Annotated in this window: 21 protein-coding genes and 1 tRNA gene; 2 read left to right on the forward strand and 20 right to left on the reverse strand. The window is 71.0% G+C overall.

What is annotated here, in order from left to right; translation table 11 throughout:
• Positions 1-24: 24 nt before the first annotated feature.
• Entirely contained in the window at positions 25-1,464 is a 1,440-nt protein-coding gene (locus tag ACFWWR_RS17745; protein WP_383859475.1) for an MFS transporter, read from the reverse strand.
• Positions 1,465-1,679: 215 nt separating this feature from the next.
• Between ACFWWR_RS17745 and ACFWWR_RS17750 the strand changes: the two genes are divergently transcribed.
• Positions 1,680-1,751 (forward strand) — tRNA-Cys (locus ACFWWR_RS17750).
• 32 nt (positions 1,752-1,783) lie between these two features.
• Here the strand turns inward: ACFWWR_RS17750 and ACFWWR_RS17755 are convergent.
• From ACFWWR_RS17755 to ACFWWR_RS17810, 12 genes are all read right to left on the reverse strand, one after another.
• Positions 1,784-2,941, reverse strand: coding sequence for an SUKH-4 family immunity protein (locus ACFWWR_RS17755; RefSeq protein ID WP_384304116.1), 1,158 nt, complete (start codon positions 2,939-2,941; stop codon positions 1,784-1,786).
• A 156-nt stretch (positions 2,942-3,097) separates the two neighbouring features.
• Complete coding sequence (locus tag ACFWWR_RS17760; protein ID WP_383859480.1) at positions 3,098-3,625, reverse strand: AAA family ATPase; 528 nt, start codon at positions 3,623-3,625, stop codon at positions 3,098-3,100.
• Positions 3,625-3,762, reverse strand: coding sequence for a hypothetical protein (locus tag ACFWWR_RS17765; protein ID WP_383859482.1), 138 nt, complete (start codon positions 3,760-3,762; stop codon positions 3,625-3,627). Before ACFWWR_RS17765 ends, ACFWWR_RS17760 begins: the two co-directional genes overlap by 1 nt.
• Positions 3,759-6,068, reverse strand: a complete 2,310-nt coding sequence (locus ACFWWR_RS17770; RefSeq protein ID WP_384304118.1) for a xanthine dehydrogenase family protein molybdopterin-binding subunit — start codon at positions 6,066-6,068, stop codon at positions 3,759-3,761. The genes ACFWWR_RS17765 and ACFWWR_RS17770 overlap by 4 nt, the downstream gene beginning before the upstream one ends.
• Entirely contained in the window at positions 6,065-7,702 is a 1,638-nt protein-coding gene (locus ACFWWR_RS17775) for a (2Fe-2S)-binding protein (protein WP_384304121.1), read from the reverse strand. The genes ACFWWR_RS17770 and ACFWWR_RS17775 overlap by 4 nt, the downstream gene beginning before the upstream one ends.
• Positions 7,699-8,592: an FAD binding domain-containing protein gene (locus tag ACFWWR_RS17780; protein ID WP_383859490.1), complete on the reverse strand. Its 894-nt coding sequence runs from the start codon at positions 8,590-8,592 to the stop codon at positions 7,699-7,701. Before ACFWWR_RS17780 ends, ACFWWR_RS17775 begins: the two co-directional genes overlap by 4 nt.
• Before the next feature lie 225 nt (positions 8,593-8,817).
• The gene (locus ACFWWR_RS17785) at positions 8,818-10,446 is read right to left on the reverse strand and encodes a beta-N-acetylhexosaminidase (RefSeq protein ID WP_384304124.1); all 1,629 of its coding nucleotides are present in this window, start codon (positions 10,444-10,446) and stop codon (positions 8,818-8,820) included.
• 4 nt (positions 10,447-10,450) lie between these two features.
• On the reverse strand, positions 10,451-11,296 hold the full coding sequence (locus tag ACFWWR_RS17790) for a carbohydrate ABC transporter permease (protein ID WP_383859495.1): 846 nt from the start codon (positions 11,294-11,296) through the stop codon (positions 10,451-10,453).
• Positions 11,293-12,210, reverse strand: coding sequence for a carbohydrate ABC transporter permease (locus ACFWWR_RS17795; protein ID WP_384304211.1), 918 nt, complete (start codon positions 12,208-12,210; stop codon positions 11,293-11,295). The genes ACFWWR_RS17790 and ACFWWR_RS17795 overlap by 4 nt, the downstream gene beginning before the upstream one ends.
• A gap of 38 nt (positions 12,211-12,248) precedes the next feature.
• The gene (locus ACFWWR_RS17800; protein ID WP_383859498.1) at positions 12,249-13,544 is read right to left on the reverse strand and encodes an extracellular solute-binding protein; all 1,296 of its coding nucleotides are present in this window, start codon (positions 13,542-13,544) and stop codon (positions 12,249-12,251) included.
• 210 nt (positions 13,545-13,754) lie between these two features.
• Positions 13,755-14,057, reverse strand: a complete 303-nt coding sequence (locus ACFWWR_RS17805) for a DUF3039 domain-containing protein (protein ID WP_383859500.1) — start codon at positions 14,055-14,057, stop codon at positions 13,755-13,757.
• A gap of 30 nt (positions 14,058-14,087) precedes the next feature.
• The gene (locus ACFWWR_RS17810) at positions 14,088-14,660 is read right to left on the reverse strand and encodes a YqgE/AlgH family protein (RefSeq protein WP_383859503.1); all 573 of its coding nucleotides are present in this window, start codon (positions 14,658-14,660) and stop codon (positions 14,088-14,090) included.
• A 252-nt stretch (positions 14,661-14,912) separates the two neighbouring features.
• Between ACFWWR_RS17810 and murA the strand changes: the two genes are divergently transcribed.
• Positions 14,913-16,259: a UDP-N-acetylglucosamine 1-carboxyvinyltransferase gene (murA, locus tag ACFWWR_RS17815; RefSeq protein ID WP_383859506.1), complete on the forward strand. Its 1,347-nt coding sequence runs from the start codon at positions 14,913-14,915 to the stop codon at positions 16,257-16,259.
• Positions 16,260-16,391: 132 nt separating this feature from the next.
• On the opposite strand, the gene ACFWWR_RS17820 is transcribed toward murA, so the two are convergent.
• From ACFWWR_RS17820 to ACFWWR_RS17850, 7 genes are all read right to left on the reverse strand, one after another.
• Positions 16,392-16,673 (reverse strand): HU family DNA-binding protein, encoded by a 282-nt coding sequence (locus tag ACFWWR_RS17820; protein ID WP_007382399.1) that lies wholly within the window; start codon positions 16,671-16,673, stop codon positions 16,392-16,394.
• Between the two features lie 336 nt (positions 16,674-17,009).
• Positions 17,010-18,425: an NAD-dependent malic enzyme gene (locus ACFWWR_RS17825; RefSeq protein WP_383859510.1), complete on the reverse strand. Its 1,416-nt coding sequence runs from the start codon at positions 18,423-18,425 to the stop codon at positions 17,010-17,012.
• Between the two features lie 311 nt (positions 18,426-18,736).
• Complete coding sequence (locus tag ACFWWR_RS17830; protein ID WP_383859513.1) at positions 18,737-21,163, reverse strand: HelD family protein; 2,427 nt, start codon at positions 21,161-21,163, stop codon at positions 18,737-18,739.
• A gap of 80 nt (positions 21,164-21,243) precedes the next feature.
• Positions 21,244-22,074, reverse strand: coding sequence for an anti-sigma factor family protein (locus ACFWWR_RS17835; protein WP_383859515.1), 831 nt, complete (start codon positions 22,072-22,074; stop codon positions 21,244-21,246).
• Positions 22,074-22,595 carry a sigma-70 family RNA polymerase sigma factor gene (locus ACFWWR_RS17840; RefSeq protein ID WP_010039908.1) on the reverse strand — a complete coding sequence of 174 codons (522 nt, stop codon included), beginning with the start codon at positions 22,593-22,595 and terminating at the stop codon, positions 22,074-22,076. The genes ACFWWR_RS17835 and ACFWWR_RS17840 overlap by 1 nt, the downstream gene beginning before the upstream one ends.
• A 319-nt stretch (positions 22,596-22,914) precedes the next feature.
• Positions 22,915-23,508 carry a CGNR zinc finger domain-containing protein gene (locus ACFWWR_RS17845; protein ID WP_383859520.1) on the reverse strand — a complete coding sequence of 198 codons (594 nt, stop codon included), beginning with the start codon at positions 23,506-23,508 and terminating at the stop codon, positions 22,915-22,917.
• Between the two features lie 152 nt (positions 23,509-23,660).
• Positions 23,661-24,812 (reverse strand): uroporphyrinogen-III synthase, encoded by a 1,152-nt coding sequence (locus tag ACFWWR_RS17850; RefSeq protein WP_383859523.1) that lies wholly within the window; start codon positions 24,810-24,812, stop codon positions 23,661-23,663.
• Positions 24,813-24,863: the final 51 nt, after the last annotated feature.

Genomic DNA, 24,863 nt, shown 5'->3' on the forward strand with positions numbered 1-24,863 from the left:
GGGAACCGGCGAGCGCATTACGGCTCAGCGCTCCCGCACCCGCGTGGTCACCCAGGCCCCCACCAACGCCACCCCCGCCATCGGCAGGAACACCGCGGCGAAGGCCGCCGGGTGGGACCCGGACGCCTCCGTGGCCGCGTGGCTCACCGTCCCTCCCCCCAGGGCCGCGAACGCCGCGCCGCCGATCGCCAGCAGGATCACGTTGGACAGGCCGTCGGACATCTGGAGGGCTGCGGAGTTGGTGCCGGCCTCCTCGGGGGCGGAGAGGTGGAGCAGGAGCACGCTGGTGGAGGAGATCACCAGCCCCATCCCGAAGCAGCCGAAAGCCCAGGCCACGGCGACGGTCCAGGCGGGCACAGCCGGGATCAGCACGCTCGGCGCGGCGGCGATCGCGGCAGCGACCAGCACCATCCCCGCCGTCATCAGACACTCCCGGTACGGCTCCAACCGCTGCCGCGACTGCACCCACGACCCCAACGCCCAGGTCCCCCCGCCCGCCGCGAGCGAGAACCCGGCCATCGTCGGCGACAAGCCGCGCTGCGTGACCAGCATCAGCGGCACGAACGACTCGGCGGCGATGAAGGACCCCGCCGCGACGCCCCGCAACAGCACGACGGAGGGCAGCCCGCGCGCCGCCCGGTACGTGCCGCGCGGAAACAGCCCGAGAACGGCCGGCACGAGCAGCGCGACGCCGGCGGCAGCAGGGAGGAGGGAGAGGGGCCGCAGATCCTGGGCCGCGTACTGGAGCAGTCCGGCGCCGAACGAGATCCCGAGGGCGAGCCGAATGCGACGCCGATCGACCGAACCGCTCCCCGCGCCCCTCTCCACCGCCCCGGAGGCCCGCCGCCGTATCTGCGGCAGCGCGAGCGCCAACGGAAACACCACCAGGACCGGAACCCCGACGAACACCCACCGCCACCCCAGATGCTCGGTCACCGCCCCCGAGGCGAGCGGGCCCACGATCGACGGCACCACCCAGCTGGCCGCGAACGCCGCCATGATCGCGGGTCGCAACCGCTCGGGATAGGCCCGCCCCACCACGACGTACAACGCGACGATCACCAGCCCGCCGCCGAGCCCCTGCACCGCCCGGCCGAGGATGAACAGCCACATCACCCCCGCCGTCCCGGACAGCAGCAGCCCCGCGGCGAAGGCCCCGATGCCGGCGGTCAACGGACCGACCGGCCCTCTCCGGTCGGACCACTGCCCGGAGAGCACCATCCCGAACAGAGAGGTCGTGAAGTACCCGGAGAACGCGAACGCGTACAACGACACCCCGTCCAGCTCCCGTGCGGCAACGGGCATCGCCGTACCGACCGCGGTCGCCTCGAAGGCGATGAGCAGCACGACGGAGACGATCCCGACACTGAGCGCCCGGTAGGGCCGACTCAGCACCGTCTCGTCGACGGAGGGCAGGTCAGGGCTGTCCACGACGTCGTTGTCACGTGGCTCCAAAACGGTCATGGTCGCCAGCGTAAGGGCCACAGAGGCGTTTGACCCCTGTCGGGAGAAGGGCCGGACCCGAGACCTTGGTCGTACGACCACCGCCACGCACCGCTCTTTCATGAACGGCGTGTGGCAGTCCCGTTGCAGCGCCCGCGATTCCCTTGAGACCCCTCCCCACCCCGCCGTACGGTCGTCTCACAAGTCCGGAACGGAGCACCACGCTCCACCGACACGGCCGTATGCCCGAGTGGTTGAGGGGCTCGCCTGCAAAGCGAGTTACGTGGGTTCGAATCCCGCTACGGCCTCTGGCGCGGTATCGCGCGGGGCGCGAAGTCGGTCACAGCGCCCCGCCCGCCTCGCCCCGGAACCGCTCCGTCCAGTAGTGCCGGCCCGGCTGCGTCGTCGTACCCGTCGGGTCGACGGTCGACAGGACCTGGATCATCGTCGCGGCCAGTTGGTCGCGGGTCTCCGCGGTCAGGCCGTGGGAGGGGTCCTCGTCGATGGCTCGCTCGCGGTGGAGCAGCCAGAGGGTGAAGCCCAGGGTGGAGATGTCCGTGTTGAGAGGGTGGAGCGTCGCCTCGGGCTCGCTCCAGTTCAGGACCGCGCCCGTCTCGCCGTCGATCACGAGGCTGTTGTCCTCGACGAGGTCGCCCAGGCGTATCAAGTGGGCGGCCCTGTCCGGGAGTTCCACGGAGGGGTCCTCGGCGTAGTGCTCGGCCAGTGTCGCCAGCGGCATGTCCGTGTCGAGGTGGAAGAGGAAGGCGTCCTCGGGCAGGCCCGTCTCGCGCAGGAAGCGGCGGGTCGGTTCGTGGGTGAGGGTCGCGGGGAAGTCGACGTCCTCGAAGCGGGCGACCTTGCCGCGGCCGAACTCCTGGTCGAGGAGGCGGGCCGGGAGATCCAGGGCGAGCCCGGACAGTGTGCCCGGTCCCGCGACCAGGGACAGGGGCCGGATCAGGGCGGCCAGTTTCCAGAACGGCGGCACCTCGCCGCCCGTCCCCTCCTTGAACACGGCCAGCAGCTGACGCGACGCCTCCGCCACGGTCTTCGGCCCGAAGCGACCGGCGTACGACGCGAACTGTCCCCGCAGCGCGGCCAGTTCGTCCGTCGCCGTCGCGAACCTCACCAGCCGCTCCAGCGAGGGCGCGAGCGGGCGACGGCCCATCAGGCCGGGGCGGTCGTGGAGGAAGTGCGTCGTGGAGATCTCACCGGTCACGCCGTCCAGCAGGACCGACTCCGTCTCCAGGCCACCGGGGCCCAACAGCCCGCCTATCACCAGCTGGTCGCACAGGTCCGACGCCGGACGGTCCATGTCGCCGGTCGAGTCCCCCACCGTCCGCAGCCCCTCCCGGCGCAGTTCCGCGAAGGTGAACAGGGCGCTGTCACCCGGCAGTCCGGGCCCCGTCAGCCAGCGGCGCGTCGACGCGTGTGTGACGTACGGATCCAGCTCGGCCTCGGTCAGCGTGATCGTCGCCGGGCCGGCGTCGGTCGTGCTCATGTGTTCCCCCGCATGTGCATCTCTCAACAGTCCCCGCGCAGGGCACGCACAGCCGACCGATTCCGGTGGCCGTCCCAGCCGTCCCCCACTGCTCAGAACACTACGCGCCGCCACTGACAACGCCCCCGGACCGAACACCCCCCGACTCAGGAGACGTCAGACCACCCTCGCCCGTTCCCATCCGGTCAGGATCTCCGCCACGGTCTCCCCCACCGTCAGCCCCGAGGAGTCCACCCACAGGCCGATGCGCGGCGTCTCCGCCCGCAGCACCCCGTCCAGCTCCCCGACCGTCCAGGCCCCGTAACCCGTCTTCGCCCGGCCCGCCTCCCGGGCCGCGACGGCCCCCGGGCTCGGCGCCAGGACGATCACGTGCAACGGACGGGTGCGCACCAGCCGGACATACGCCGCAAGGTCCGCGCCCAGCACCACGTCCTGCACCACAGCCGTGAACCCGGCTTCCGCGTACGCGTCCGCGGTCGCCGCCGACAGCCGGTACCGCAGCCGGAGTTGGGCCTCACCCTCGCCGCCGACGCCGGGCTCGTACTCCGCACGCCCGGACACGATCATCCGCCGGAACGCATCACCCCGGACATGGGCCGCCCTCGGCAGTCTCTCCGCCAGTGCCTGCGCGACCGTCGACTTCCCGGCCGCCATCACCCCGGTGATCAGTACGACCCCGCGCATCACACGAGGTAGACGCCGCCCAGCACCACGACGATCGCCGCGAGCACGAAGAGCAGGACCCACATCGCCAGCTTGCCCACACTCGGCGTCGGTTCGTAGCGCGGCTGCTCGCCGGCCCCCGGCCGCGGTGTGCTCACTGTGCCGTCACCACCGCGGCCTGCGGCCGGATGGGGAGTCGGTTGACCGGGCGGCCCGTCGCGGCGCGGACCGCGGAGGCGATCGCGGCGGGGGACGTCACCACCGGCACCGCGCTGACCGCCTTCGCCCCGAAGGGGGCGACCACGTCACGTTCCTCGACCAGCTTCACGATCCGGATCTCCGGCGCGTCCAAAGCCGTCGGCAGGGCGTACCCGGTGAGGTCGGGGTGGCGGATCAGCCCGCGCGCGCTGCGCAGGTTCTCCGTGAGGGCGATGCCCACGCCCTGCGTGACGCCCCCCTCGATCCGGGCCACCAGCTGGGTCGGGTTCAGGATCCGGCCGACGTCCTGGGCGAGCGCCAGTTCCACCACGCGTACCGAGCCGAGTTCGATGTCGACGTCCACCACCGCGCGGATCGCGCAGAACGCGAGGCCCACGAAGGCATCGCCCTGTCCCGCCTCGTCCAGCGGCTCGGTGGGATGCGGGCGGCACTGGGCGGTCGCCCACAGTTCCTTGCCGTCCATCGCCTCGGTGACGGTGGTCGACAGGACGCCGTCGTACGACGTGATCTTGCCGTCGGTGATCTGGAGCAGCTCGGTGGACATGCCGAACTTGTGCGCCAGGGGCTGCAGAAGCTGGGTGCGGACCATCTTCGCCGCCCGCTCCACCGCGCCGCCCGACACCCAGGTGTGGCGGCCGCGGCAGCCCGGACCGGCCGGCGGCTGGTCGGTGTCGACCGGGGCGACATGGACCTCGTCGATACCGAGGGTCTCCTGGACGATCTGCCGGGCCAGGGTGGTGAAGCCCTGCCCCGTCTCGACCGCCGCGCACAACACCGTCGCCACGCCGTCCTGGACCCGGACCGTGGCCGTGGAGACCTCGTCCGCGCCCTCCGCGCCCAGCATGTGCACCATGCCCAGGCCGTAGCCGACGCCGCGGCGCACGGCGCCCGGTTCGCCCGCGCCCTCGAAGCCGCCGGGCAGCAGCCACTCGTCCTCGGGGGTGTCCTTGGGGAGCGTGGGCAGGGGGAAGTCCCGTACGGCCTGCAGCAGTTCGGCGACCGGCGCCGGGCAGGTGACCGTCTGGCCCGTCGGAAGGACGTCTCCCGTGGCCATCGCGTTCTGCAGGCGCAGCTCCGCCGGGTCCACGCCCAGCTTCTTCGCGAGCTTGTCCATCTGCGCCTCGTAGGCGGCGCACACCTGCATGGCGCCCTCACCGCGTACGTGGCCGGAGGGCGGGTTGTTGGTGCGAACGGCCCAGCCCTCGATGAAGGCGTTCGGGACGACGTACGGCCCGCAGGCGAACGAGACCGCGGCGGCCAGCGCCTCCGACGAGGTGTCCGCGTAGGCGCCCGCGTCCAGGAGGATCTGCGCCTCGACCTTCACCAGTCTGCCCTCGGCATCGGCGTGGTGCCGGTATCTCAGCAGGGTGGGGTGCCGGTGGGTGTGCCCGAGGAAGGACTCCTCGCGCGTCGCGGTGAGTTTCACCGGGCAGCCGGTCGTCAACGCCAGGAGGCCGAGCGGCAGTTGGAAGCCCTGGTCCTCGCGGTCGGCGGTGGCACCGGGCACGCCGGTGACGACGACCTTCACGCGCTCCGGCTCCAGGCCGTAGCAGGCGGCGGCCGTGTCGCGGTCCGTGTGCGGGTCCGTGGAGGCCACGTACAGCTCGACGCCGCCGTCCGGGCGCGGCACGGCGAGGCCGGCCTCGGCGCCGATCGGGGCGGGGTCCTGGCGGCCGATGCGGTACAGGCCCTCCACGACGATGTCGCCGACCGCGTCCGGGTCGCCGTGGCGCAGCGGGATGTGCCGGATCAGGTTGCCGTCGGGGTGCAGGGGCTCGGCCTCGAAGGCCCGCTCGGGGTCGGTGACCGGGTCGAGGACCTCGTACTCGACGATGACGGCGGCCGCCGCCATGCGCGCGGTGTCGGGGTGGTCGGCGGCGACGGCGGCGATGGGCTCGCCGTGGTGGCGTACGACCTCGGAGGCGAACACCGGGCGGTCGGCCTTGCCGCGGCCGTGGACCGGGCTGCCGGGCACGTCCTCGTGGGTGACCACGGCTCGTACGCCGGGCATCTCGCGCGCGTGGGTGGTGTCGATGGACACGATGCGCGCGTGCGGGTGCGGTGAACGCAGTACGGCCGCCCACAGCAGGCCCTCGGCCCACAGGTCGGCCGCGTAGGGGAAGGTGCCCTCGGTCTTCGCACGGGCGTCGGCGGCGCGCAGTGCGGCTCCGAGGCCGTGCGGGATCGGCTCGGGGGCGGGGGCTGCCTCCGCGGCGGTGGTCGCGGTGGCGGCTTCGTTGCTCACGCCTGGCCTCCGTCCTGTCCCTGTCCGTTGCCGTACGAATGGTCATGCCGTTCGGCCGGTTCGAACGCCGACGGGTTGACGCCGCCGGCTCCCGGACCCGCCTGGTGCGGAATACGTGCTTCGCCCGCGTCCGTCTCAGCGTCCGCGGCGGAATGCGACTCGCGTTCCGCGACGACCTCCTTGACGGCTTCCACGACACCCCGGTAGCCGGAGCACCGGCACAGGTTGCCGCACAGCGCCTGGCGGGTCTCCATCTCGTTCGGCGCCGGGTTGCCCTCCAGGAGGTCGTGCAGGGTCATCGCCATGCCCGGCACGCAGAAACCGCACTGCACCGCGCCGCACCTGGCGAGCGCCCGCTGCACGTCCGAGGGCTGTCCGTCGACGGCCAGGCCCTCGACCGTACGGACCTCGCTGCCGGCCGCGGTGACGGCGGGCACCAGGCAGGAGGCGACGAGCCGTCCGTCGACCTGGACGTTGCAGGCCCCGCACTCGCCCTGCGAGCAGCCGTCCTTGGCTCCCGCGAGACCGAGCCGCTCGCGCAGCACGTAGAGCAGGGACTCGCCGATCCACGCGTCGGTGACGGGGCGGTCCACGCCGTTGACGCGCAGGACGTAGGAGGCGAGGGGGTGTTCCTCGCCGGAGGGCGGGCGCGTGATCTCGTCGTCAGGAGTCTCCGCGGCCACGGCGGACTCCTCGCCGGCGTCCGCCTCGGCGGGCGGCTCCGCGGCCCCCTCAACGACCTCAGCGGCCCCCTGGGCCTCCTCGGGCGCCTCGGCGGCCGACGCCTCGCCGCCCTCGTGAGCGGTCTGTGAGGCGGCTGGGGCGAGTTCGGCGAGCGGCTCGGCGTACGGCGGCTCCGCGGGCGGCTCGGGCGCGTGCGAGCGGGGCCGCTCGTGGTCGTGTCCGGCCGGTCCGGGCTCGGCGGGGGCGGGCGCGTCCGGCGCGAACCCCTCCGACGCGTGCGCGTCCGGCGCGCGGCCGCCTTCGTGGGGGGCGTGCGCGGCGGGCGGCAAGGGGTACGCGGCGGGCTGCTCGTGCGCGTGCCCCGCCTCCGCCGGCGGTTCGGCCGCCGCGGGCGGCTGCTGGTCCCAGGGCTGACCCGCGGCCTCCGTCGCCCAGGGCGCGGACGCGCCGCCCGGCAGGGTGGCCGGCGGTGTTCCACCCCACTGCTCGACCAGGGACGACGTGGTGAACTCGCCCGATTCGTCCGGGATATCCCCGCCGGCGACGGGAATCGACCACTGCCCGGTCACGTCGTGACCCGGCGCCGGAGCTGCCGTCTCGTCGAAGTTCCACTGCCCCGTGGCGCCCTGCTCGTAGGTGAACCGGTCGTTCCCGGCGTCCTGGGACACGGCGTTCGGGTCCGGCCACCGGACACCCTCGGCGGGCATCGCCCACGAGCCCGTCGACGCCGGGTCGGTGCCCGCGGTGGTGGCCGGCGTGACCGTTATCTGCGGCGGCACGTAGCCGTGACCGGGCGCGGCGAGCGGGTCGGCGGAGGCCAGGAGGGCGTCGACGCCGCCTTCGGGGAGTTTCACGAAGGCGGTGGCGCTGTCGTCGTAGTCGCCCTGGGGCAGCGGGTCCCAGCGGCCCGCGCCCCGGGGCATGCCCTCTCCGTGCTGGTCGTCGGTCACGACAGTGCCCTCCCCAGTGCTCGTCGAGCCAGCGTGGCGACGGTGCGCCGCAGGTGCTGGACGGCGGGCGGAAGCTGTTGTGCGGAGCCGTCCTCGGCCGGGCCCGGTTCGGGGATGCAGGCCGCGGCGACGTACTCGCCGAAGGCGCTGAGCGCCTCCGGGACGATCGCGCGGTTGTTGTCCCAGTCGATCAGCCGGGCAACCCACTGCTCGGCGTCCAGGGGCCTGAGCGGCATCGGCGCTATGGCGCCCACCGCGCACCTGACGCCGCGCCGGGCGGGGTCGAGGACCAGGGCGACGGACGCGAGGGCCCGGCCCGGGCCGGTGCGGCCGGTCGCCTTCAGGAAGACCTGGGGGGCGTGCAGCAGGGGCACGCGCACGAAGCCGATGAGCTCACCGGCGCGCAGCATCTCCATGCCCGCCAGCAGGTGCGACACCGGGATCTCCCGGCGGGCTCCACCCTGGCCCGCGATGATCAGCGTCGCCTCCAGGGCGGCCAGCACCGGAAGCGCGTCCCCGGTGGGGGACGCCGAGGCGATGTTGCCGCCCAGGGTGCCCGCGTTGCGGATCTGCGGTGGGCCGGCGGCGCGCGCGGAGGCCGCGAGCGCCGGGATGAGGGCGGCGAAGTCGGGGCGGCCCATGCGTGCGTGCGTGAGGCCGGCGCCGAGCAGGGCGTGGCCGTCCTGGTACTGCCAGCCACGGATCTCGCTGATCCGGCCGAGTCCCACCAGTGCGGCGGGCCTGAGCTGCCCGGAGTTGACGGCGGCCATCAGATCGGTGCCGCCCGCCACGGGCACGGCGGCGGGCATGGCGGCCAGGGCCGCCACGGCCTCGTCCAGCGTCGTGGGCAGCGTCACGGCCTGCGCCGCCTGCGGTGCGTGCGTGGTCAAAACCGGCTGCCCCTTCCCGCTGCCCCACCTGGTCCCACCTGTGTTGCCGTACGGTACGTGCTGACAGGGCGGACGTGGCAACTCTGGCACATCTTCGCAGGACCCGAACGCGGGGGTCCGCTAGGAGGCATTCGCCCACCTCACCAGGGAGATGGTCCGTTTTCGCACGGCATCACCGGTGCGCACGGATTGACACTCTTCGGTGACTCTTGCGGGTTTTCCCCCTTACCTGTTCGGGGGCGGCCCGTCGACAGGGCGGCCGAGCACTCCGGGCCGCCGCTGCCACGGCAGGGGCCCCGTCGGCGGCCGGTAGGCGACTCCCAGGGCGTCGAGGCGCCGGTAGTGGACGGCCATCCGACGCTCGAAGTCGGCGAAGTCCCGTTCCGCCGGGGCGGGCAGGGCGCTCCAGGCGACCTCGGCGAAGGCCGCGAGGCGGGGGAACGTCTGATAGTCCACGCGGGCGTGGTCCTCCATCACCTCGGTCCACACGTTGGCCTGCGCGCCGAGCACGTGCCCGGCCTCCTCGGGCGTCAACTCCGGTGGAACGGGCTCGAACCGATAGACGTCCTCCAGGGTGCGGACGTAGCCGATGGGGACCGGCTCGTCCGCACCCGCGTCCTGCCGGTGGTCCAGGTACACCTGCTGTTCGGGGCACATGACGACGTCGTGGCCCGCGCGGGCCGCCGCGATGCCGCCCTCGTAGCCCCGCCAGGACGAGACCGCCGCCCCTTCGGCCAGCCCGCCCTCGAGGATCTCGTCCCAGCCGATGAGCCGGCGCCCGCGCGCGGAGAGCCACTTGTCGAAGTGCCCGATGAACCAGGACTGCAACTCGTCCTCGTCCGCGAGGCCTAGTTCCTCGATACGGGCCTGTGCGACGGGCGAGCGCCGCCACTGGTCCTTGAGGCATTCGTCGCCGCCGACGTGGACGAACTCGGACGGGAAGAGATCGAGGAGTTCCTCGAACACCCCCTCGTAGAAGCGCAGGGTGTTGTCAGTGGGGGCGAGTACGTTCTCGGAGATGCCCCAGCTGTCCCAGACCGTGAGGGAGGTCGTGTCGATGACGTCGGTGTTGCCGAGTTCCGGGTATGCGGCGATGGCGGCCTGCGAGTGGCCGGGTACGTCGATTTCGGGGACGACGGAGATATGCCGCTCGGCGGCGTAGGCGACGATCTCCCGGATGTCGTCCTGGGTGTAGTAGCCACCGTGCGGCTTCTCCTCCCACAGCGGTGAGGCCCGGTGACCGAATTTCGTGCGCGCCCGCCAGGATCCGGTCCCGGTCAGCTTCGGGTACCGCTTGATCTCGACGCGCCATCCCTGGTCGTCCGTCAAGTGGAAGTGGAAGACGTTGAGTTTGTGCGCCGCCATCAGATCGAGGTAGCGCAGGACACCGTCCTTGGGCATGAAGTGCCGGGCCACGTCGAGCATGAGGCCGCGCCAACGGAAACGGGGGGCGTCCTCGATCACGACCGCCGGCACGAGCCACTCCCGGCGTGCCGCCTCGATCGGTGCCCGCCGGTAGGCGTCCGGGCCCATCAGCTGGCGGAAGGTCTGCGCACCCCAGAAGACGCCGGCCGCGCTTCCGCCGTCGATGCGGATCGCGTATCCGTCGACGACGAGGCGGTACGCCTCCGGCGCCATCCGCGCATCCACGCGCAGCACGATGCCGTTGTCGCCCCGGCCCTCGGCGAACGGCAGGCCGGTGGCGGCGCCCAGCGTGCCGCGCAGCCAGTGCGCGACCCGCTCCGTGCCGGGCTCCGCGTGCAGCACGGTCTCCGCGTCCAGCGGAAACGCCCCCTGGGTCGGCGGCACCCACCAGCCCCGGCCGGGAGCCGGAATCAGATCCTCGAAGCCCATGTCGTCAGTCCTTAACCGCTCCGCCCAGCCCGGAGACCAGCCGTCGCTGTACGAGTACGAAGAAGATCAGTACCGGAATGGTCATCACCGTGGAGGCGGCCATCACACCACCCCAGTCGGGGTCGTCCGGCTTGTAGAAGACGAGCAACGCCATCGGCAGGGTCGACTGCGAGGTGTCGCTGATGATGAAGGACTTGGCGAACAGGAAGTCGTTCCAGGCCGAGATGAAGGAAAACACGCTCGTGGCCACGAGACCGGGGAAGACCAGCGGAAAAAGGATCTGCCACAGGAATCGCGCGCGGCTCGCCCCGTCGATGTACGCGGCCTCCTCCAGCGCCTCCGGTACGGCTTTCACAAAACCGCGCAGCATCCAGATCGCGAAGGGCAGCGAGAAGGCGATGTGCGGCAGGATCAGCGAACCCAGCGTGTTCAGCTGGCCGAAGTCCCGCATGAGGAAGAACAAGGGGATCGTCAGGGCCTCCACGGGCACCATCTGAGCCACCAGAAACATGATCAGCAAGGTGGTCCGGAAGCGGAACCGGAATCGGGTCACGGCGGTCGCCGCGAGAAACGCGATCAGTGCCGAGATGATCACGACACTGCACGCGACGACAAGGCTGTTGAGGAAGTAACGGCCGAATTCCTGCTGTTGGAAGACGCGCCGGAACGAGTCGAGGGAGGGCGCGAGCGTCCAGGGCCTGGGCTCGGTCGACTCGATCTCCCCGGCCGGTTTGAAGGCGCTGAGCACCATCCAGTAGAGGGGGAAGGCGACGACGACCGCGATCAGCAACGCCGACGCCTCGGCGGCCAGCCGCCACGGGCGCCGCACCCGAAGACGAAGAAGACTCACAGTTCCTCCCCCTGCCGGCGCAGCAGCCGCAGGTACACGAGCGTGACGGCGAGCAGGATCAGCAGCATCACCACGCCGATCGCGGAGCCGAGGCCGTACTGCGAGGACGCGAAGGCCTGCTGGTAGGCGTACACGTTCAGGACGAGGTTCTGACCGGCGATGCCGCCGCCGTTCGTCATGACGTAGATCTGGGTGAAGACCTTGAAGTCCCAGATGACCGACTGGATGGTGACGACGGTCAGGATCGGCCGGAGCATCGGGGCGAGGACGGACCGCCAGACGCGCCACTGCGAGGCGCCGTCCAGGGCGGCGGCCTCCAGCACCTCGCCCGGGACGGCGCGGATGCCGGCGTACACCGTGACCATCACGAACGGGAAGGAACACCACACCACTTCGAGCAGGACGAGGAAGAAGGCGCTGTAGCGCCCGTACGTCCATGAGTGGTCGCCGAGCCCCAGGACCCGGTTCACGGGCCCGAAGTCCGGGTCGAACAGGAGCAGCCACACCGTGGAGCCGGTGACGGCCGGGGTCGCCCACGCGCCCAGCGCGGCCATCATCAGGACGAGCCGGGGCAGGGCACGTACGCGCGTGAGGAGTACGGCGAGCGCGCAGCCGACCGCCAGCGTCGACACCACGCAGGCCGCAGCGAAGAGGACCGTCGTCAGCAGCACCTGCCAGAACTGGCTGTCGGAGAACAGCTCCGTGTAGTTCCCGAACCCCTTGAAGGTGGTCGGCTCACCACCGCTGACCTGAGCCTGCGTGTACTGGAAGAACGAGAGCAGCCCGAGCTGGTAGATCGGATAGACGAGCAGCCCACCGAGGACGACGAGAGCGGGGGCGAGGTACAGCCAAGGTGCACTCCCACCCCCCAAGGGGCGCGGGGCACTGCGCGACCAGCCGCGAACGGCCCGCACCCGCCAGTGCTCCGCGCCCCCCGAGCCAGTGGAGGCCGTCACCCGGCGGAGCCGAACGCGTCGTTCATCTTGGCCGCCGCGTCCTTCGAGGCCGCCGCCACGTCCTTCTTGCCGCTGATGACCTCCTGGAACATGGTCGGCAGCACCAGCGACGAGTCGATCTGGGACCAGGCCGGTGAGGCGGGGACGAACTTGGTGCCGGCGGACAGGGTCTGCACGAACGGCTTCACGAACGGTTCCTTCGCGGCGACCTGCTGCCGTACGTCCCCGAAGGTCGGCAGGAAGCCCATGGCGTCGAAGAGTTCGGTCTGCGTCTTCTTCGAGGCGAGCTGTTCCATCAGGTCGACGGCGAGGGTGCGGTGCGAAGTGCTCTTCAGTACGCCGATGTTGTTGCCGCCGGCGAACGCCGGGGCGATCGAGCCGGAGGTGACACCGGGCAGCGGCACCACCGCGTACTTGCCCTTCACCTTCCCGGCCTCGACCGCGGTGTGGCTGAAGTCGCCGCCGATCGCCATGGCCGCCTTGCCCGCGGCGAAGGCGGTGATCGTGTCGTTGCCGCCCATGCCCGCGCACTTGGCGGCGGGACAGTTGTCGTCGCCGAAGAGGGACGTGTACGCCTTGATGCCCTTCTGCGCGGCGGCGCTGTCGATGGCGGAGGCGTACGACCCTCCCTTGCCGGCGGCGAGTTCGCCGCCGTTGGCCCAGACGAAGGGCATCGCGCCGTACATGTAGGCGCCGCCGACGACGAGGCCGTACAGGTCGGGTCTGGCCGCGCGGATCTCGCGGGCCGTGGACGCCAGTTCGGCCATGGTCGTCGGGAGCTTCAGCCCCAGTTCCTCGAAGACGTCGGTGCGGTAGTACAGGGCGCGGACGCCGACGTAGAAGGGCGCGCCGTAGAGCTTGCCGTCCACGGTGACCGACTGCTTCGCGGTGGGGTCGGTGTCCTTGGCCTCGCTCCAGTCGCCGAACTCCTCGGTGATGTCGAGGAGTCCGCCGTCCTTCACATAGCCGGCCGTGTCGGTGTTGCCGTACTCCATGACGTCTGGAGCGGACTTCGGGTCGTTGAAGGCGGCCTTGACGCGCTGGGCGCGGGTGTCGATCGGGATGTACTCGACGTCGACCTCGGTGCCCTTGTGGGCCTTCTCGAAGGCTGTGACGACGGAGTCGACGACCTTTTCCTTCGGCTTGTTGCCCACCTCCTGGAAGAGCCAGACGCGCAGGGTGCCCGTGTCCTCGTCCTTGTCGGAGGAGGCGTTGTCGGACGTCTGGGGGGTGCAGGCCGTGAGGACGAGAGCGGCGAGGAGAAGAGCGGGGAGTCGGGGGGCGAGCTTCATGGAGTGATCCTCCGAGCGTTGCAGCATATGCAATGACGGTTTCGCTCTGCACAACACCACGGAGGCTAGGTACTACATGAACACGCCGACAAGAGGTCTCAACCACTCTGTGACCAGCCGACGCACCCCGTGCAACGACAAAGGACGACAAAGGCCCTCGAGGCGCGCAAAACGCGCCCCGAGGGCCTCATCAACCTCAGCCGGGAAGGACTACTTGTCGCCGCCGCCCTTGCCCTTGTCGTCGCCACCGCCGGCGCCCATGGACTCGTAGATCTCCTTGCACATGGGGCACACCGGGTACTTCTTCGGGTCGCGGCCCGGCACCCAGACCTTGCCGCACAGCGCCACGACGGGAGTGCCGTCGAGGGCGCTCGCCATGATCTTGTCCTTCTGGACGTAGTGGGCGAAGCGCTCGTGGTCACCGTCGCCGTGGGACACCTGCGGCGTCGGCTCTACGAGGGTCCCCGTACCAGTCCCGCGCTGCGGCTGGGTCTCAGGCTCAAGAGTGCTCATAACAGCCAAGGGTACTGAAGCTCACACCCATCAGTTGAGCGAAGGGTCGTCCGGATAGGTGGCCACCATCGCGAGCTCGTTGCGCTGGCGGCGCAGAACCTCGCGCCAGAGTCTTTCCGGGGACGGCGAGGACACGTCACCGGGTTCCGACTCGACGACGTACCAGGCGCCCTCCCCCAGCTCGTCCTCCAGCTGGCCCGGGCCCCAGCCGGCGTAACCGGCGAAGATCCGCAGACTGCCCAGGGCCGAGGCCAGCAGTTCCGGCGGGGCCTCCAGGTCGACCAGGCCGATCGCGCCGTGCACCCGGCGCCAGCCCAGCGGGGCCCCGTTCACGGACGCGCCGCCCGGGATGACGGCGACCCCGAGGGCCGAGTCCAGGGAGACCGGGCCGCCCTGGAAGACGACACCGGGCTCACCAGCGAGGTCCCCCCAGCCCTCCAGGATGTCGCCCACGTCCACCGGGGTCGGACGGTTGAGGACGACACCGAGGGAGCCCTCCTCGTCGTGGTCGAGGAGAAGCACCACCGCACGGTCGAAGTTCGGGTCCGCCAGGGCGGGCGTTGCCACGAGCAACCGCCCTGTGAGCGAGGACACCTCGGTCATGCCAGACATGATCCCGCATCTTCCCCCCGAGCGGGGAGCCAATGCGCCTACGGCAGTGAATGCAGCTCAGGGCGCAACGGTGCGCCCCACGCGCACGCCTGCGCCGGTGACCCCATGTGGCCGATGGGGAACGGTTCGTGTTGTGACACAGCTATGACGGAGCTGGGCGGCCCTTGGGCTTACAGAAGGGGGGTGGGCGGCGATTACCCTTTCCCTTCTGGCCCCTGCCCCACTCATCGGAACGCGAGATACATGACCGTCAACGGCAATGACGACGTACTGCTTGTCCACGGCGGGACCCCGCTCGAGGGCGAGATCCGTGTCCGTGGTGCGAAGAACCTCGTACCGAAGGCCATGGTCGCCGCCCTGCTGGGCAGTGAGCCGAGTCGACTGCGCAACGTTCCGGACATCCGTGACGTGCGTGTCGTACGCGGTCTGCTGCAACTGCACGGCGTGACGGTCCGCCCAGGTGAGGAACCGGGCGAGTTGGTGATGGACCCGACCCATGTGGAGAGCGCGAACGTCGCTGACATCGATGCCCACGCGGGTTCGAGCCGGATCCCGATCCTCCTCTGCGGTCCGCTGCTGCACCGCCTGGGGCACGCCTTCATCCCCGGCCTCGGCGGCTGCGACATCGGCGGCCGGCCCATCGACTTCCACTTCGAGGTGCTGCGCCAGTTCGGCGCGACCATCGAGAAGCGGGCGGACGGGCAGTTCCTGGAGGCGCCGCGGCGGCTTCGGGGTACGAAGATCACGCTGCCGTACCCGTCCGTCGGCGCGACCGAGCAGGTACTGCTCACCGCGGTGCTCGCCGAGGGCGTCACGGAGCTCTCGAACGCGGCCGTGGAGCCGGAGATCGAGGACCTCATCTGCGTCCTGCAGAAAATGGGTGCCATCATCGCGATGGACACCGACCGCACCATCCGCGTCACCGGTGTGGACCGGCTCGGCGGCTACAACCATGCCGCCCTCCCGGACCGCCTGGAGGCCGCCTCCTGGGCGTCCGCGGCGCTGGCGACCGAGGGCAACATCTACGTCCGCGGCGCCCAGCAGCGCTCGATGATGACGTTCCTGAACACCTACCGGAAGGTCGGCGGCGCCTTCGAGATCGACGACGAGGGCATCCGCTTCTGGCACCCGGGCGGACAGCTGAAGTCCATCGCCCTCGAAACGGACGTGCACCCCGGCTTCCAGACGGACTGGCAGCAGCCGCTGGTGGTGGCCCTGACGCAGGCCACGGGCCTGTCCATCATCCACGAGACGGTCTACGAGTCCCGGCTCGGCTTCACCTCCGCGCTGAACCAGATGGGTGCGCACATCCAGCTGTACCGCGAGTGCCTGGGCGCCTCGAACTGCCGCTTCGGCCAGCGCAACTTCCTCCACTCGGCGGTCGTCTCCGGCCCCACCCGGCTCCAGGGCGCCGACCTGGTCATCCCCGACCTCCGAGGCGGCTTCTCGTACCTCATCGCGGCCCTGGCCGCCCAGGGCACGTCCCGCGTCCACGGCATCGACCTCATCAACCGTGGCTACGAGAACTTCATGGAGAAGCTGGTGGCGCTGGGAGCGAAGGTGGAACTGCCCGGCAAGGCGCTCGGCTGACCGCACACCTGCCACTCCGGCCCGGGGCGACTGCCGCCCCGGGCACGACGATGGGGCGGCCACCCTGACCGGGTGGTCGCCCCATTCGCGTTACTGAGCCTCGTACGCAAGTTCCGTCGCGTACGCGAAGGCTTACTTGCCCTTGGCGGCTTCCTTGAGCTTGCTGCCAGCGGAGACCTTCACGCTGTAGCCGGCCGGGATCTGGATCGGGTCGCCGGTCTGCGGGTTGCGCGCGGTGCGAGCGGCACGGTGGGTGCGCTCGAAGGTCAGGAAGCCGGGGATGGTGACCTTCTCGTCGCCCTTGGCGACGATCTCGCCGACGGTCTCGGCGAACGCGGCCAGAACGGCGTCGGCGTCCTTGCGGGTGACCTCGGCGCGGTCGGCCAGCGCGGCCACCAGCTCACTGCGGTTCATGTTGTTACTCCCGTGTTCTTCTTGCTGTTGAGGCGTGCCACGCGGCGGAGCCGCATATTGGGCACAGCGAAGTCGATGCTGCCAGGGCCCTCGGACAGTCCCAGGACCCGGGTCCGTCGCCGGACCCTCGCGCCCAGAGACGCATCCTGCCCCTACCTGCGGCGGGAAAGCCAATCCGGCACCCCTAGGAGTCGTGAGAACACCCTTGGGAGTCACACGAAAAGAGGGCTAAGCCTGGCCGACACGATAAACGTCGGCCGAGAGGGCCGGGTTCCACGACGCGCCGGTGTCAGGCCTACCGTGGCGATCCTCACAGCCCGCGCGGGCCGCCGGCGGCTAGGAGGCCGCGGCCGCCGCCTTCGCGGCTTCCCGCACCGCCCCGGCCACCGCGCCCGCGACCTTGTCGTTGAAGACGCTGGGGACGATGTAGTTCGGGTTCAGCTCGTCCTCGGTCACCACGTCCGCGAGGGCCTTCGCCGCCGCGATCATCATGTCGGTGTTCACCGTGCGGGACTGGGCGTCCAGCAGACCGCGGAAGACGCCGGGGAAGACCAGCACGTTGTTGATCTGGTTCGGGAAGTCGGAGCGGCCGGTGGCGACGACGGCGGCCGTCTGACGGGCGATCGCCGGGTCGACCTCGGGGTCCGGATTCGCCAGCGCGAACACGATCGCACCCTCGGCCATCGCGGCCACGTCGTCGCCGTCGAGCACGTTGGGCGCCGACACCCCGATGAAGACGTCCGCGCCCCGCACGGCTTCCTTCAGCGTGCCCGTCAGGCCCTCGGGGTTGGTGTTGTCGGCGATCCAGCGCAGCGCCGAGCCCGGGGCGGCGTCGACGAGGTCCTCGCGGCCCGCGTGCACGACGCCGTGGATGTCGGCGACGACGGCGTTCTTGAGGCCCGCGGCGATCAGCAGCTTGAGGATGGCCGTACCGGCCGCGCCGGCACCGGACATGACGACCCGGATGTTCTCGATGGCCTTGCTGGTCACGCGCAGTGCGTTCGTCAGCGCCGCCAGCACCACGATCGCCGTGCCGTGCTGGTCGTCGTGGAAGACGGGGATGTCGAGGGCCTCACGCAGCCGGGCCTCGATCTCGAAGCAGCGCGGCGCGGAGATGTCCTCGAGGTTGATGCCGGCGAACCCGGGGGCGATCGCCTTGACGATCGCGACGATCTCGTCGGTGTCCTGGGTGTCCAGGCACAGCGGCCAGGCGTCGATGTCTGCGAAGCGCTTGAAGAGGGCCGCCTTGCCCTCCATGACCGGCATGGCGGCCATCGGGCCGATGTTGCCGAGGCCCAGGACCGCCGAGCCGTCGGTCACGACCGCAACGGTGTTGCGCTTGATGGTGAGGCGGCGGGCGTCCTCGGGGTTCTCGGCGATGGCCATGCAGACGCGGGCGACACCCGGCGTGTAGATCATCGAGAGGTCGTCACGGTTGCGGATCGGGTGCTTGGACTGCATCTCGATCTTGCCACCGAGGTGCATGAGGAACGTACGGTCCGAGACCTTGCCGAGCGTGACGCCCTCGATGCCGCGCAGCTGCTCGACGATCTCTTCGGCGTGCGCGGTGGAGGTGGCCGCGATGGTGACGTCGATCCGGAGCTTCTCGTGCCCGGAAGCAGTGACGTCGAGGCCGGTGACCGAGCCTCCGTGGGACTCGACGGCTCCGGTGAGCAGGGAGACCGCGGTTCCGCTCGCGGGCACCTCCAGCCGGACCGTCATCGAGTAGGAGACGCTGGGCGCCGTTGCCATGGCCGACTTCCTCTGCTTTCACCTGTGCCGCTGGATGCGGTCCGATCGTCGCACCTACCGCCGAGTAGGCGGTAGCCGGGTGGGATTGCGAACGTTGTGTTCGCAGCGAAAGGACAGCGAAAGAGGCCCACGTCACATTCGACGTGGACCTCTTCGACGTTCAGTGGCACCGACCCGCCATGCTCGCCTCGCGGCAAGTGGTCGCTCGTAGCGACGAAGGTTGGGCCCGGGGGCTTGGATCGGGCCGGTGCCACACCCAGGCTAACAAACGGATCCCGTAAGGCCATTCCCGTACCGAGAGTTCATCCGGATCAATCTCTCAGCAGGTCCGGAACGCCGTCGGCATCGGGCGCGTCCCGCTCCGCCGACACCACCGTGAGCTGCTGCGTCGCCCGGGTCAGCGCCACGTACAGCACCCGCAGACCGGCTGGTGACTCGTCCGCGATCTCCGCCGGGGAGACGACGACCGTGGCGTCGTACTCCAGGCCCTTCGCCTCCAGGCTGCCGAGCGCCACGACCCTCCCCCAGTCTCGGCTTCGCTCGTCCGGGGGGACCCCCATGCCGAGCCCGGCGAGCCAGCGCCGGGCCTCCTCGCGGCGGTTCATGGCGACGACGACGCCGATGGTGCCGTCGACGAGGTCCAGGAGCCGGGCGGCCTCGGCCCGGACGGCCTGGCCGAGCGATTCCCGTACGACGGCGAACCGTGGCTGTACGCCGGTGGAGCGCACCGCCGACGGGGACTCGGCGCCCGGCATCGCCAGTGCCAGCACCTTCGCGGCCAGCTCGGCGATCTCGGCCGGGTTGCGGTAGTTCACGGTCAGCTCGAAGCGGCGGCGCGGGCGGCTGCCGAGGGCCTCGTCGCGGGCCTGGGCCGCCTCGTCGGGGTCGGACCAGGACGACTGGGCGGGGTCGCCGACGACCGTCCAGGTGGCGTGCCGGCCCCGGCGGCCGACCATCCGCCACTGCATCGGCGTGAGGTCCTGGGCCTCGTCGACGATGACGTGGGCGTACTCGACGCGCTCCTGGGCGAGCCGCTCGGCCCGCTCGCGCTGCGTCTCCTCGCGGACCGGCATCAGCTCCTCCAGGCCGGTGAGCTGGTCCAGCGGGTCGGCCTCGCGACGGCGGCGGGGGCGGGCCGGGGTGCCGAGGATGGACTGGAGTTCGTCGAGCATCGCGATGTCGTGGACGGAGAGGCCGTCGCGTCTGAGCGAGCGGGCGACCCTGCGCACCTCGCCGGGGTTGAGGATCCGCCGGGCCCAGCGGCCCAGGCGCCGCTCGTCGGTCATGGCGCCGAGCACGGCCGCGGGGGTCAGCTCCGGCCACCAGGCGTCGAGGAACTCGATGAAGCTGTCCTCGGAGCTGACGTCCTCGTCGAAGCCGGAGCGCAGCTCGGCGGCCAGCTCCGGGTCGGTGTGCCGGCCGGCCGCGCCGGAGCGCGACCACAGGGCGTCCAGGAGCAGCTTGCGGGCGCGGGGGCGCAGCATGTTCACGGGTGCCGTGCCGCTGAGCGCGTTGTTGCGGACGCGGTCCAGCTCGGCGGCCTCCAGCTCCAGGCGGCGCCCGAAGGCGACCACGCGGAGCCGGGTGGGCGGGCCGGCGGGAGCCTGCGGCTGCGGATCGGTGTCGTCGAGGGTGAGCTGTCCGGCGGGGGCACCGGCGCGCGCGGCGGTGCCCGAGCCGGCCTCCAGGGCGCCCCGCGCCGCCTTCCGCAGGACCTTGAGCATGCGGTACGAGCCCTTCGCCCGCGCCACCGCCGGCGAGTCGTACAGCGTGGCCTCGGCCCCGTCGACGAGCGAGCCGATCGCCCGGATGGCGACCTGGCCCTCCTCGCCGAGGGAGGGGAGGACGCCCTCGGTGTACGCCACGAGCAGCGGGGTCGGGGAGACGATGAGGATGCCGCCCGCGTACCGCCGCCGGTCCTGGTACAGCAGGTAGGCGGCCCGGTGCAGGGCGACGGCCGTCTTGCCCGTGCCCGGGCCGCCCTCGACGTACGTCACGGAGGCGGCGGGGGCGCGGATCACCAGGTCCTGCTCGGCCTGGATGGACGCCACGATGTCCCGCATGGTGTGGGTCCGGGCCTGGCCGAGCGCGGCCATCAGGGCGCCGTCGCCGATCACGGCCAGTTCGCGGCCGCCGAGGGAGGCCTTCAGCTCGGGGCGCATCAGGTCGTCCTCGACGCCGAGCACCTTGCGCCCCTTGGAGCGGATGACTCGGCGGCGGACGACCCGCCCCGGGTCGACCGGGGTGGAGCGGTAGAACGGGGCGGCCGCGGGGGCCCGCCAGTCGATGACGAGCGGGGCGTAGTCCTGGTCGAGGACGCCGATGCGGCCGATGTGCAGGGTCTCGGCGATGTCGGCGGTGTTGTCCGGGCGGACCGCGCCCTCCGCCGGTTCCACGGCGGTGTAGGCGCCGTCCGGCCCCTTCTTGCCGTCCTTGCCGAGGAGCAGGTCGATACGGCCGAAGAGGAAGTCCTCGAACTCGTTGTTCAACCGGTTCAGGTGGATGCCTGCCCGGAAGACCTGGGCGTCGCGCTCGGCGAGCGCGCCGGGGGTTCCGACCTGGCCGCGCTTGGCCGCGTCGTTCATGAGGAACTCGGCCTCGTGGATCTTCTCCTCGAGGCGCAGGTACACCCGGTCGAGGTGTTCCTGTTCGACGCTGATCTCTCGGTCCCGCACGGAATCGTGCGCGGAATCCTGAACCGAGTCGACCGCGATTACCTGCTGAGCCTGAGCGGCCACCGGGCCCCCTTCTGACGTGCTGGGCAGCCGTCAACCGTACGCGAAGGGGGCCCCGAGAAGCTATGTGCGCGCCCAGTCGATCACACGTTGCCCTTGACGATCACGTCGCCGTCGAGGGTCATGACCTCGAAACCCTTCATCTGGTCCGGGGTGAAGGACGCGCCGCCGACGATGTAGAGCGGGTTCTTGGCCTTTTCGGTCTTGCCGTCCGGGAGGCCGTACCCCCAGGCCGGGACGGACCAGTTGGACGCCGTCACCCGCTCGCCGTTCTCGCCGATGAAGATCAGGGAGCACTTGATCGGGCCCTTGACGCCCTTGAGCTCCAGGACCGACTCGGTGCCCCAGTCCTTCTTCGCCAGGGCCACGGTCGCGCTCACGCCCGTCGACGGGTCCGTCGCCGTGACCTTGTCGTCGATGGTGTTGAAAAGATCCTTGGCGGGGGTCGCCGAGAGGGTCACGCCGTTGGTGCCGCCACCGCCGGAGTCGTCGCCGGTCGCGCCCATCGCGACGATCGGGCCGCCGATGATCAGCGCGGCCGCGGCCGCCACCATGTAGAAGCCGCGGCGGCGCTTCTGGGCGCGTCGCTCGGCGACCTCGTCGACGAGCCTGTTCACCACCCGCGGGCTGGGCTTGGCGGACAGCGACTCGCCGATGGCCGGTGTGCCGGAGCCAGGCAGGTCCGCGAGCGCGGCCAGCATGGGCTCCATCCCGGCGAGCTCGTCGAGTTGCTGGGCGCACCATTCGCAGGTGGCGAGATGGGCCTCGAAAGCGGTGGCTTCGGCGTCGTCGAGGATGCCGAGGGCGTAGGCGCCGACGGTCTCGTGCTCGTTCGGACCCGGAGATCCCATCATGGGGCCAGACATACCCGCACCACCTGTACCGAATCCCTGGTTTCCCCCGTACACACTCATCACGCCGTCACCCCCCGCTCCTCCAGTGCCAGCTTCATCGAGCGCAGTGCGTAGAAAACTCTTGAGCGCACGGTGCCACTGGGTATGCCCAGGGTCTCGGCCGCCTCGTTGACCGTACGCCCCTTGAAGTACGTCTCGACGAGCACCTCCCGGTGGGCCGGGGTCAGGTCGTCGAGCGCGTCGGACAACGTCATCAGCCACAGCGCCTTGTCGATCTCGTCCTCCGCGGGGATGACCTCCAGCGGCGACGGATCGACCTCCTGCGGCCGGGCCTGCCGGCTGCGGTGGCCGTCGATGACGATGCGCCGGGCGACCGTCACCAGCCAGGGGCGTACCGATCCGGTCGCTCGATTGAGCTGGCCGGCGTTCTTCCAGGCACGGATGAGCGTCTCCTGCACGACGTCCTCGGCACGTTGCCGATCTCCCGCGACAAGGCGGAGCACATAGGCGAGCAGGGGTCCGGCGTGTTCTCTGTAGAGCGCACGCATGAGCTCCTCATCAGGTTCCGAGGGCTGGGACATGCGATGTCGGGCCCTCGATCCACGTTCATTGGCCACGACAGAATCCTTGCGCACGCCCACCTCCGATGTCCGGGGGTTCCCCCAGTCGGTCGCTCGTCCACGGGTACGGACGCGGAGAGTTGGATGTTCAAAGGGAGGCGACAGTTTTCTTGTGAGTGACGTGACGAGGCCGGACATGGGCGCACATACCCACCGCGCGATCTTTACATTTCCGCCACAGTGGCAAGATCACGCCGACTGCCCTCGGGCCGCCGAAGGTAAACGGCATGTAATCGAAATCACTTCGACAGCCGCTCCACAGAAGCAACATAACGGGCACTCAGGCGCGCGGAAGCGCCGCCCGACGCCGGTGCCGGGCCACCCGTTCGCGGTTCCCGCACACCTCACTGGAGCACCAACGCCTCCTGCGCCCCCGCGATGTGTCGACATAGACGATCGGGCAGTTGTCCCCTTCGCACTGCCGCAGTCCCGCCCGCGCGACCGGATCCGTGAGCAGTTCCACGACGTCCCGCGCGACCGCGCCGAGCAGCGCCGCGCACTCGGGCGGCCCGTCCAACTCCCGGACGAGCGTGCCGTCTTCGCAGGTCACGGCACGCGGAGCGGGAGGAGCCGCGCGGGCGATCTCATTGACGTGGGCGAGCGCGAGATCGTACGGCCGCTCCTCGGGCGCGAGCCCTCCGGGCACCAACTGCCCTATAAAGTCGCGCAGTTCACGGAAGCCGACGAGCCAGGACGCGTCGGCGTGCGCCAGTTCGGTGCTCGCCGGGACGAGTCCCGAACCGGCGATCCAGGCGCGCAGCACCCCTACGGAGTCGAGGCGTTCGTCGGGGTGGGTGGTCGCGAGGAGATCCAGACAGATCCGCCCGGCATCGAACCGCAGCTCGTACGCGGCCGTGGCCGTACCCAGTGCCATGTGCCTGTCACCGCCTAGCAGTCACACCGGTGAGGAACCGTTCCCTCTTACAGTGCCTGCCCGCTCGTGCGGCCGGAACCCCTCGTACCGGCGGTAAGCGGCGTGGGGCGTCCCTTCGTGACAGCGGGCGGGGCGATCGCCCCGCCGCCGCGTCACGCGTCGGCGTACTTCGTGTCCGCCGCCGGGTCCAGCGCCAGCCGGTAGCCGCGCTTCACCACGGTCTGGATCAGCTTCGGCGCCCCCAGAGCCGTACGCAGCCGGGCCATCGCGGTCTCCACCGCGTGCTCGTCACGTCCGGCACCCGGCAGGGCCCGCAGCAGTTCGGAGCGGGCGACCACCCAGCCCGGGCGTCGGGACAGGGCCCGCATCAGGGACATGCCGGCCGGCGGTACGGGCTTGAGGTCGCCGTCGACCAGGACCGCGTGGCCGCGGATCTCCACCCGGTGCCCGGCGATCGGCAGGGAACGCGCCCGGCCGGGGAGTTCCTGGCACAGGAGCTGGACGAGGGGGCCGAGCCGGAAGCGCTCCGGCTGGACCGTGTCGATGCCCTGGGCCTGCAGCGGCAGCGCGGTGACCGGGCCGACGCAGGCGGGCAGGACGTCGTGGTTGAGGGCGGCGAGCAGCTCGGGCAGCAGGCGACGGTCCTCGGCGCGGGACAGCAGGGAGGCGGCGGCCGGCGCGCTGGTGAAGGTGAGCGCGTCCAGGCCGCGCGAGACCGCCGCGTCCAGCAGACGGTCCACCGGCGCGATGTCCTCCGGCGGCATCCACCGGTAGACGGGAATGCCCAGGACCTCGGCGCCACCGGCCCGCAGCGACTCCACGAAGCCGGGCAGTGGTTCGCCGTGCAGTTGGATGGCGATACGGCGGCCCTCGACGCCCTCCTCCAGGAGCCGGTCGAGCACCTCGGCCATGGACTCGGACGACGGCGACCACTCCTCCGTGAGGCCGGCCGCACGGATCGCGCCCTTGACCTTCGGGCCGCGCGCGAGGATCTCCACCTCGCGCAGCCCGTCGAGCAGGGTCTCGCCCAGGCCCCAGCCGTCGGCGGCCTCGATCCAGCCGCGGAAGCCGATCGCGGTCGTGGCGACCACGATGTCCGGGCTCTGGTCGATGATCTCCTTGGTCGCCGCCAGCAGTTCGCTGTCGTCCGCGAGCGGCACGATCCGCAGGGCAGGGGCGTGCAGAACGGCGGCTCCGCGCCGCTGCAGAAGCGCGCCCAGCTCGTCGGCCCGGCGCGCGGCCGTCACTCCCACGGTGAACCCGGCGAGGGGTCCATGGTCAGGTCGCTGCTGTACCTCGTACATAACTCTCGTTCCCGCACTCGAGTCGTTGCATCTACCACCAGGTGATGGCAC

This window comes from Streptomyces sp. NPDC058678 (genome assembly GCF_042714835.1).
GTDB lineage: Bacteria > Actinomycetota > Actinomycetes > Streptomycetales > Streptomycetaceae > Streptomyces.

Coding starts and splice junctions, on each gene's coding strand:
- ACFWWR_RS17745 (WP_383859475.1), bottom strand. CDS start 1,464: ATGACCGTTTTGGAGCCACGTGACAACGACGTCGTGGACAGCCCTGAC.
- ACFWWR_RS17755 (WP_384304116.1), bottom strand. CDS start 2,941: ATGAGCACGACCGACGCCGGCCCGGCGACGATCACGCTGACCGAGGCC.
- ACFWWR_RS17760 (WP_383859480.1), bottom strand. CDS start 3,625: ATGCGCGGGGTCGTACTGATCACCGGGGTGATGGCGGCCGGGAAGTCG.
- ACFWWR_RS17785 (WP_384304124.1), bottom strand. CDS start 10,446: ATGGGCTTCGAGGATCTGATTCCGGCTCCCGGCCGGGGCTGGTGGGTG.
- ACFWWR_RS17800 (WP_383859498.1), bottom strand. CDS start 13,544: ATGAAGCTCGCCCCCCGACTCCCCGCTCTTCTCCTCGCCGCTCTCGTC.
- ACFWWR_RS17805 (WP_383859500.1), bottom strand. CDS start 14,057: ATGAGCACTCTTGAGCCTGAGACCCAGCCGCAGCGCGGGACTGGTACG.
- ACFWWR_RS17810 (WP_383859503.1), bottom strand. CDS start 14,660: ATGACCGAGGTGTCCTCGCTCACAGGGCGGTTGCTCGTGGCAACGCCC.
- murA (WP_383859506.1), top strand. CDS start 14,913: ATGACCGTCAACGGCAATGACGACGTACTGCTTGTCCACGGCGGGACC.
- ACFWWR_RS17820 (WP_007382399.1), bottom strand. CDS start 16,673: ATGAACCGCAGTGAGCTGGTGGCCGCGCTGGCCGACCGCGCCGAGGTC.
- ACFWWR_RS17825 (WP_383859510.1), bottom strand. CDS start 18,425: ATGGCAACGGCGCCCAGCGTCTCCTACTCGATGACGGTCCGGCTGGAG.
- ACFWWR_RS17835 (WP_383859515.1), bottom strand. CDS start 22,074: ATGAGTGTGTACGGGGGAAACCAGGGATTCGGTACAGGTGGTGCGGGT.
- ACFWWR_RS17840 (WP_010039908.1), bottom strand. CDS start 22,595: ATGTCCCAGCCCTCGGAACCTGATGAGGAGCTCATGCGTGCGCTCTAC.
- ACFWWR_RS17845 (WP_383859520.1), bottom strand. CDS start 23,508: ATGGCACTGGGTACGGCCACGGCCGCGTACGAGCTGCGGTTCGATGCC.
- ACFWWR_RS17850 (WP_383859523.1), bottom strand. CDS start 24,812: ATGTACGAGGTACAGCAGCGACCTGACCATGGACCCCTCGCCGGGTTC.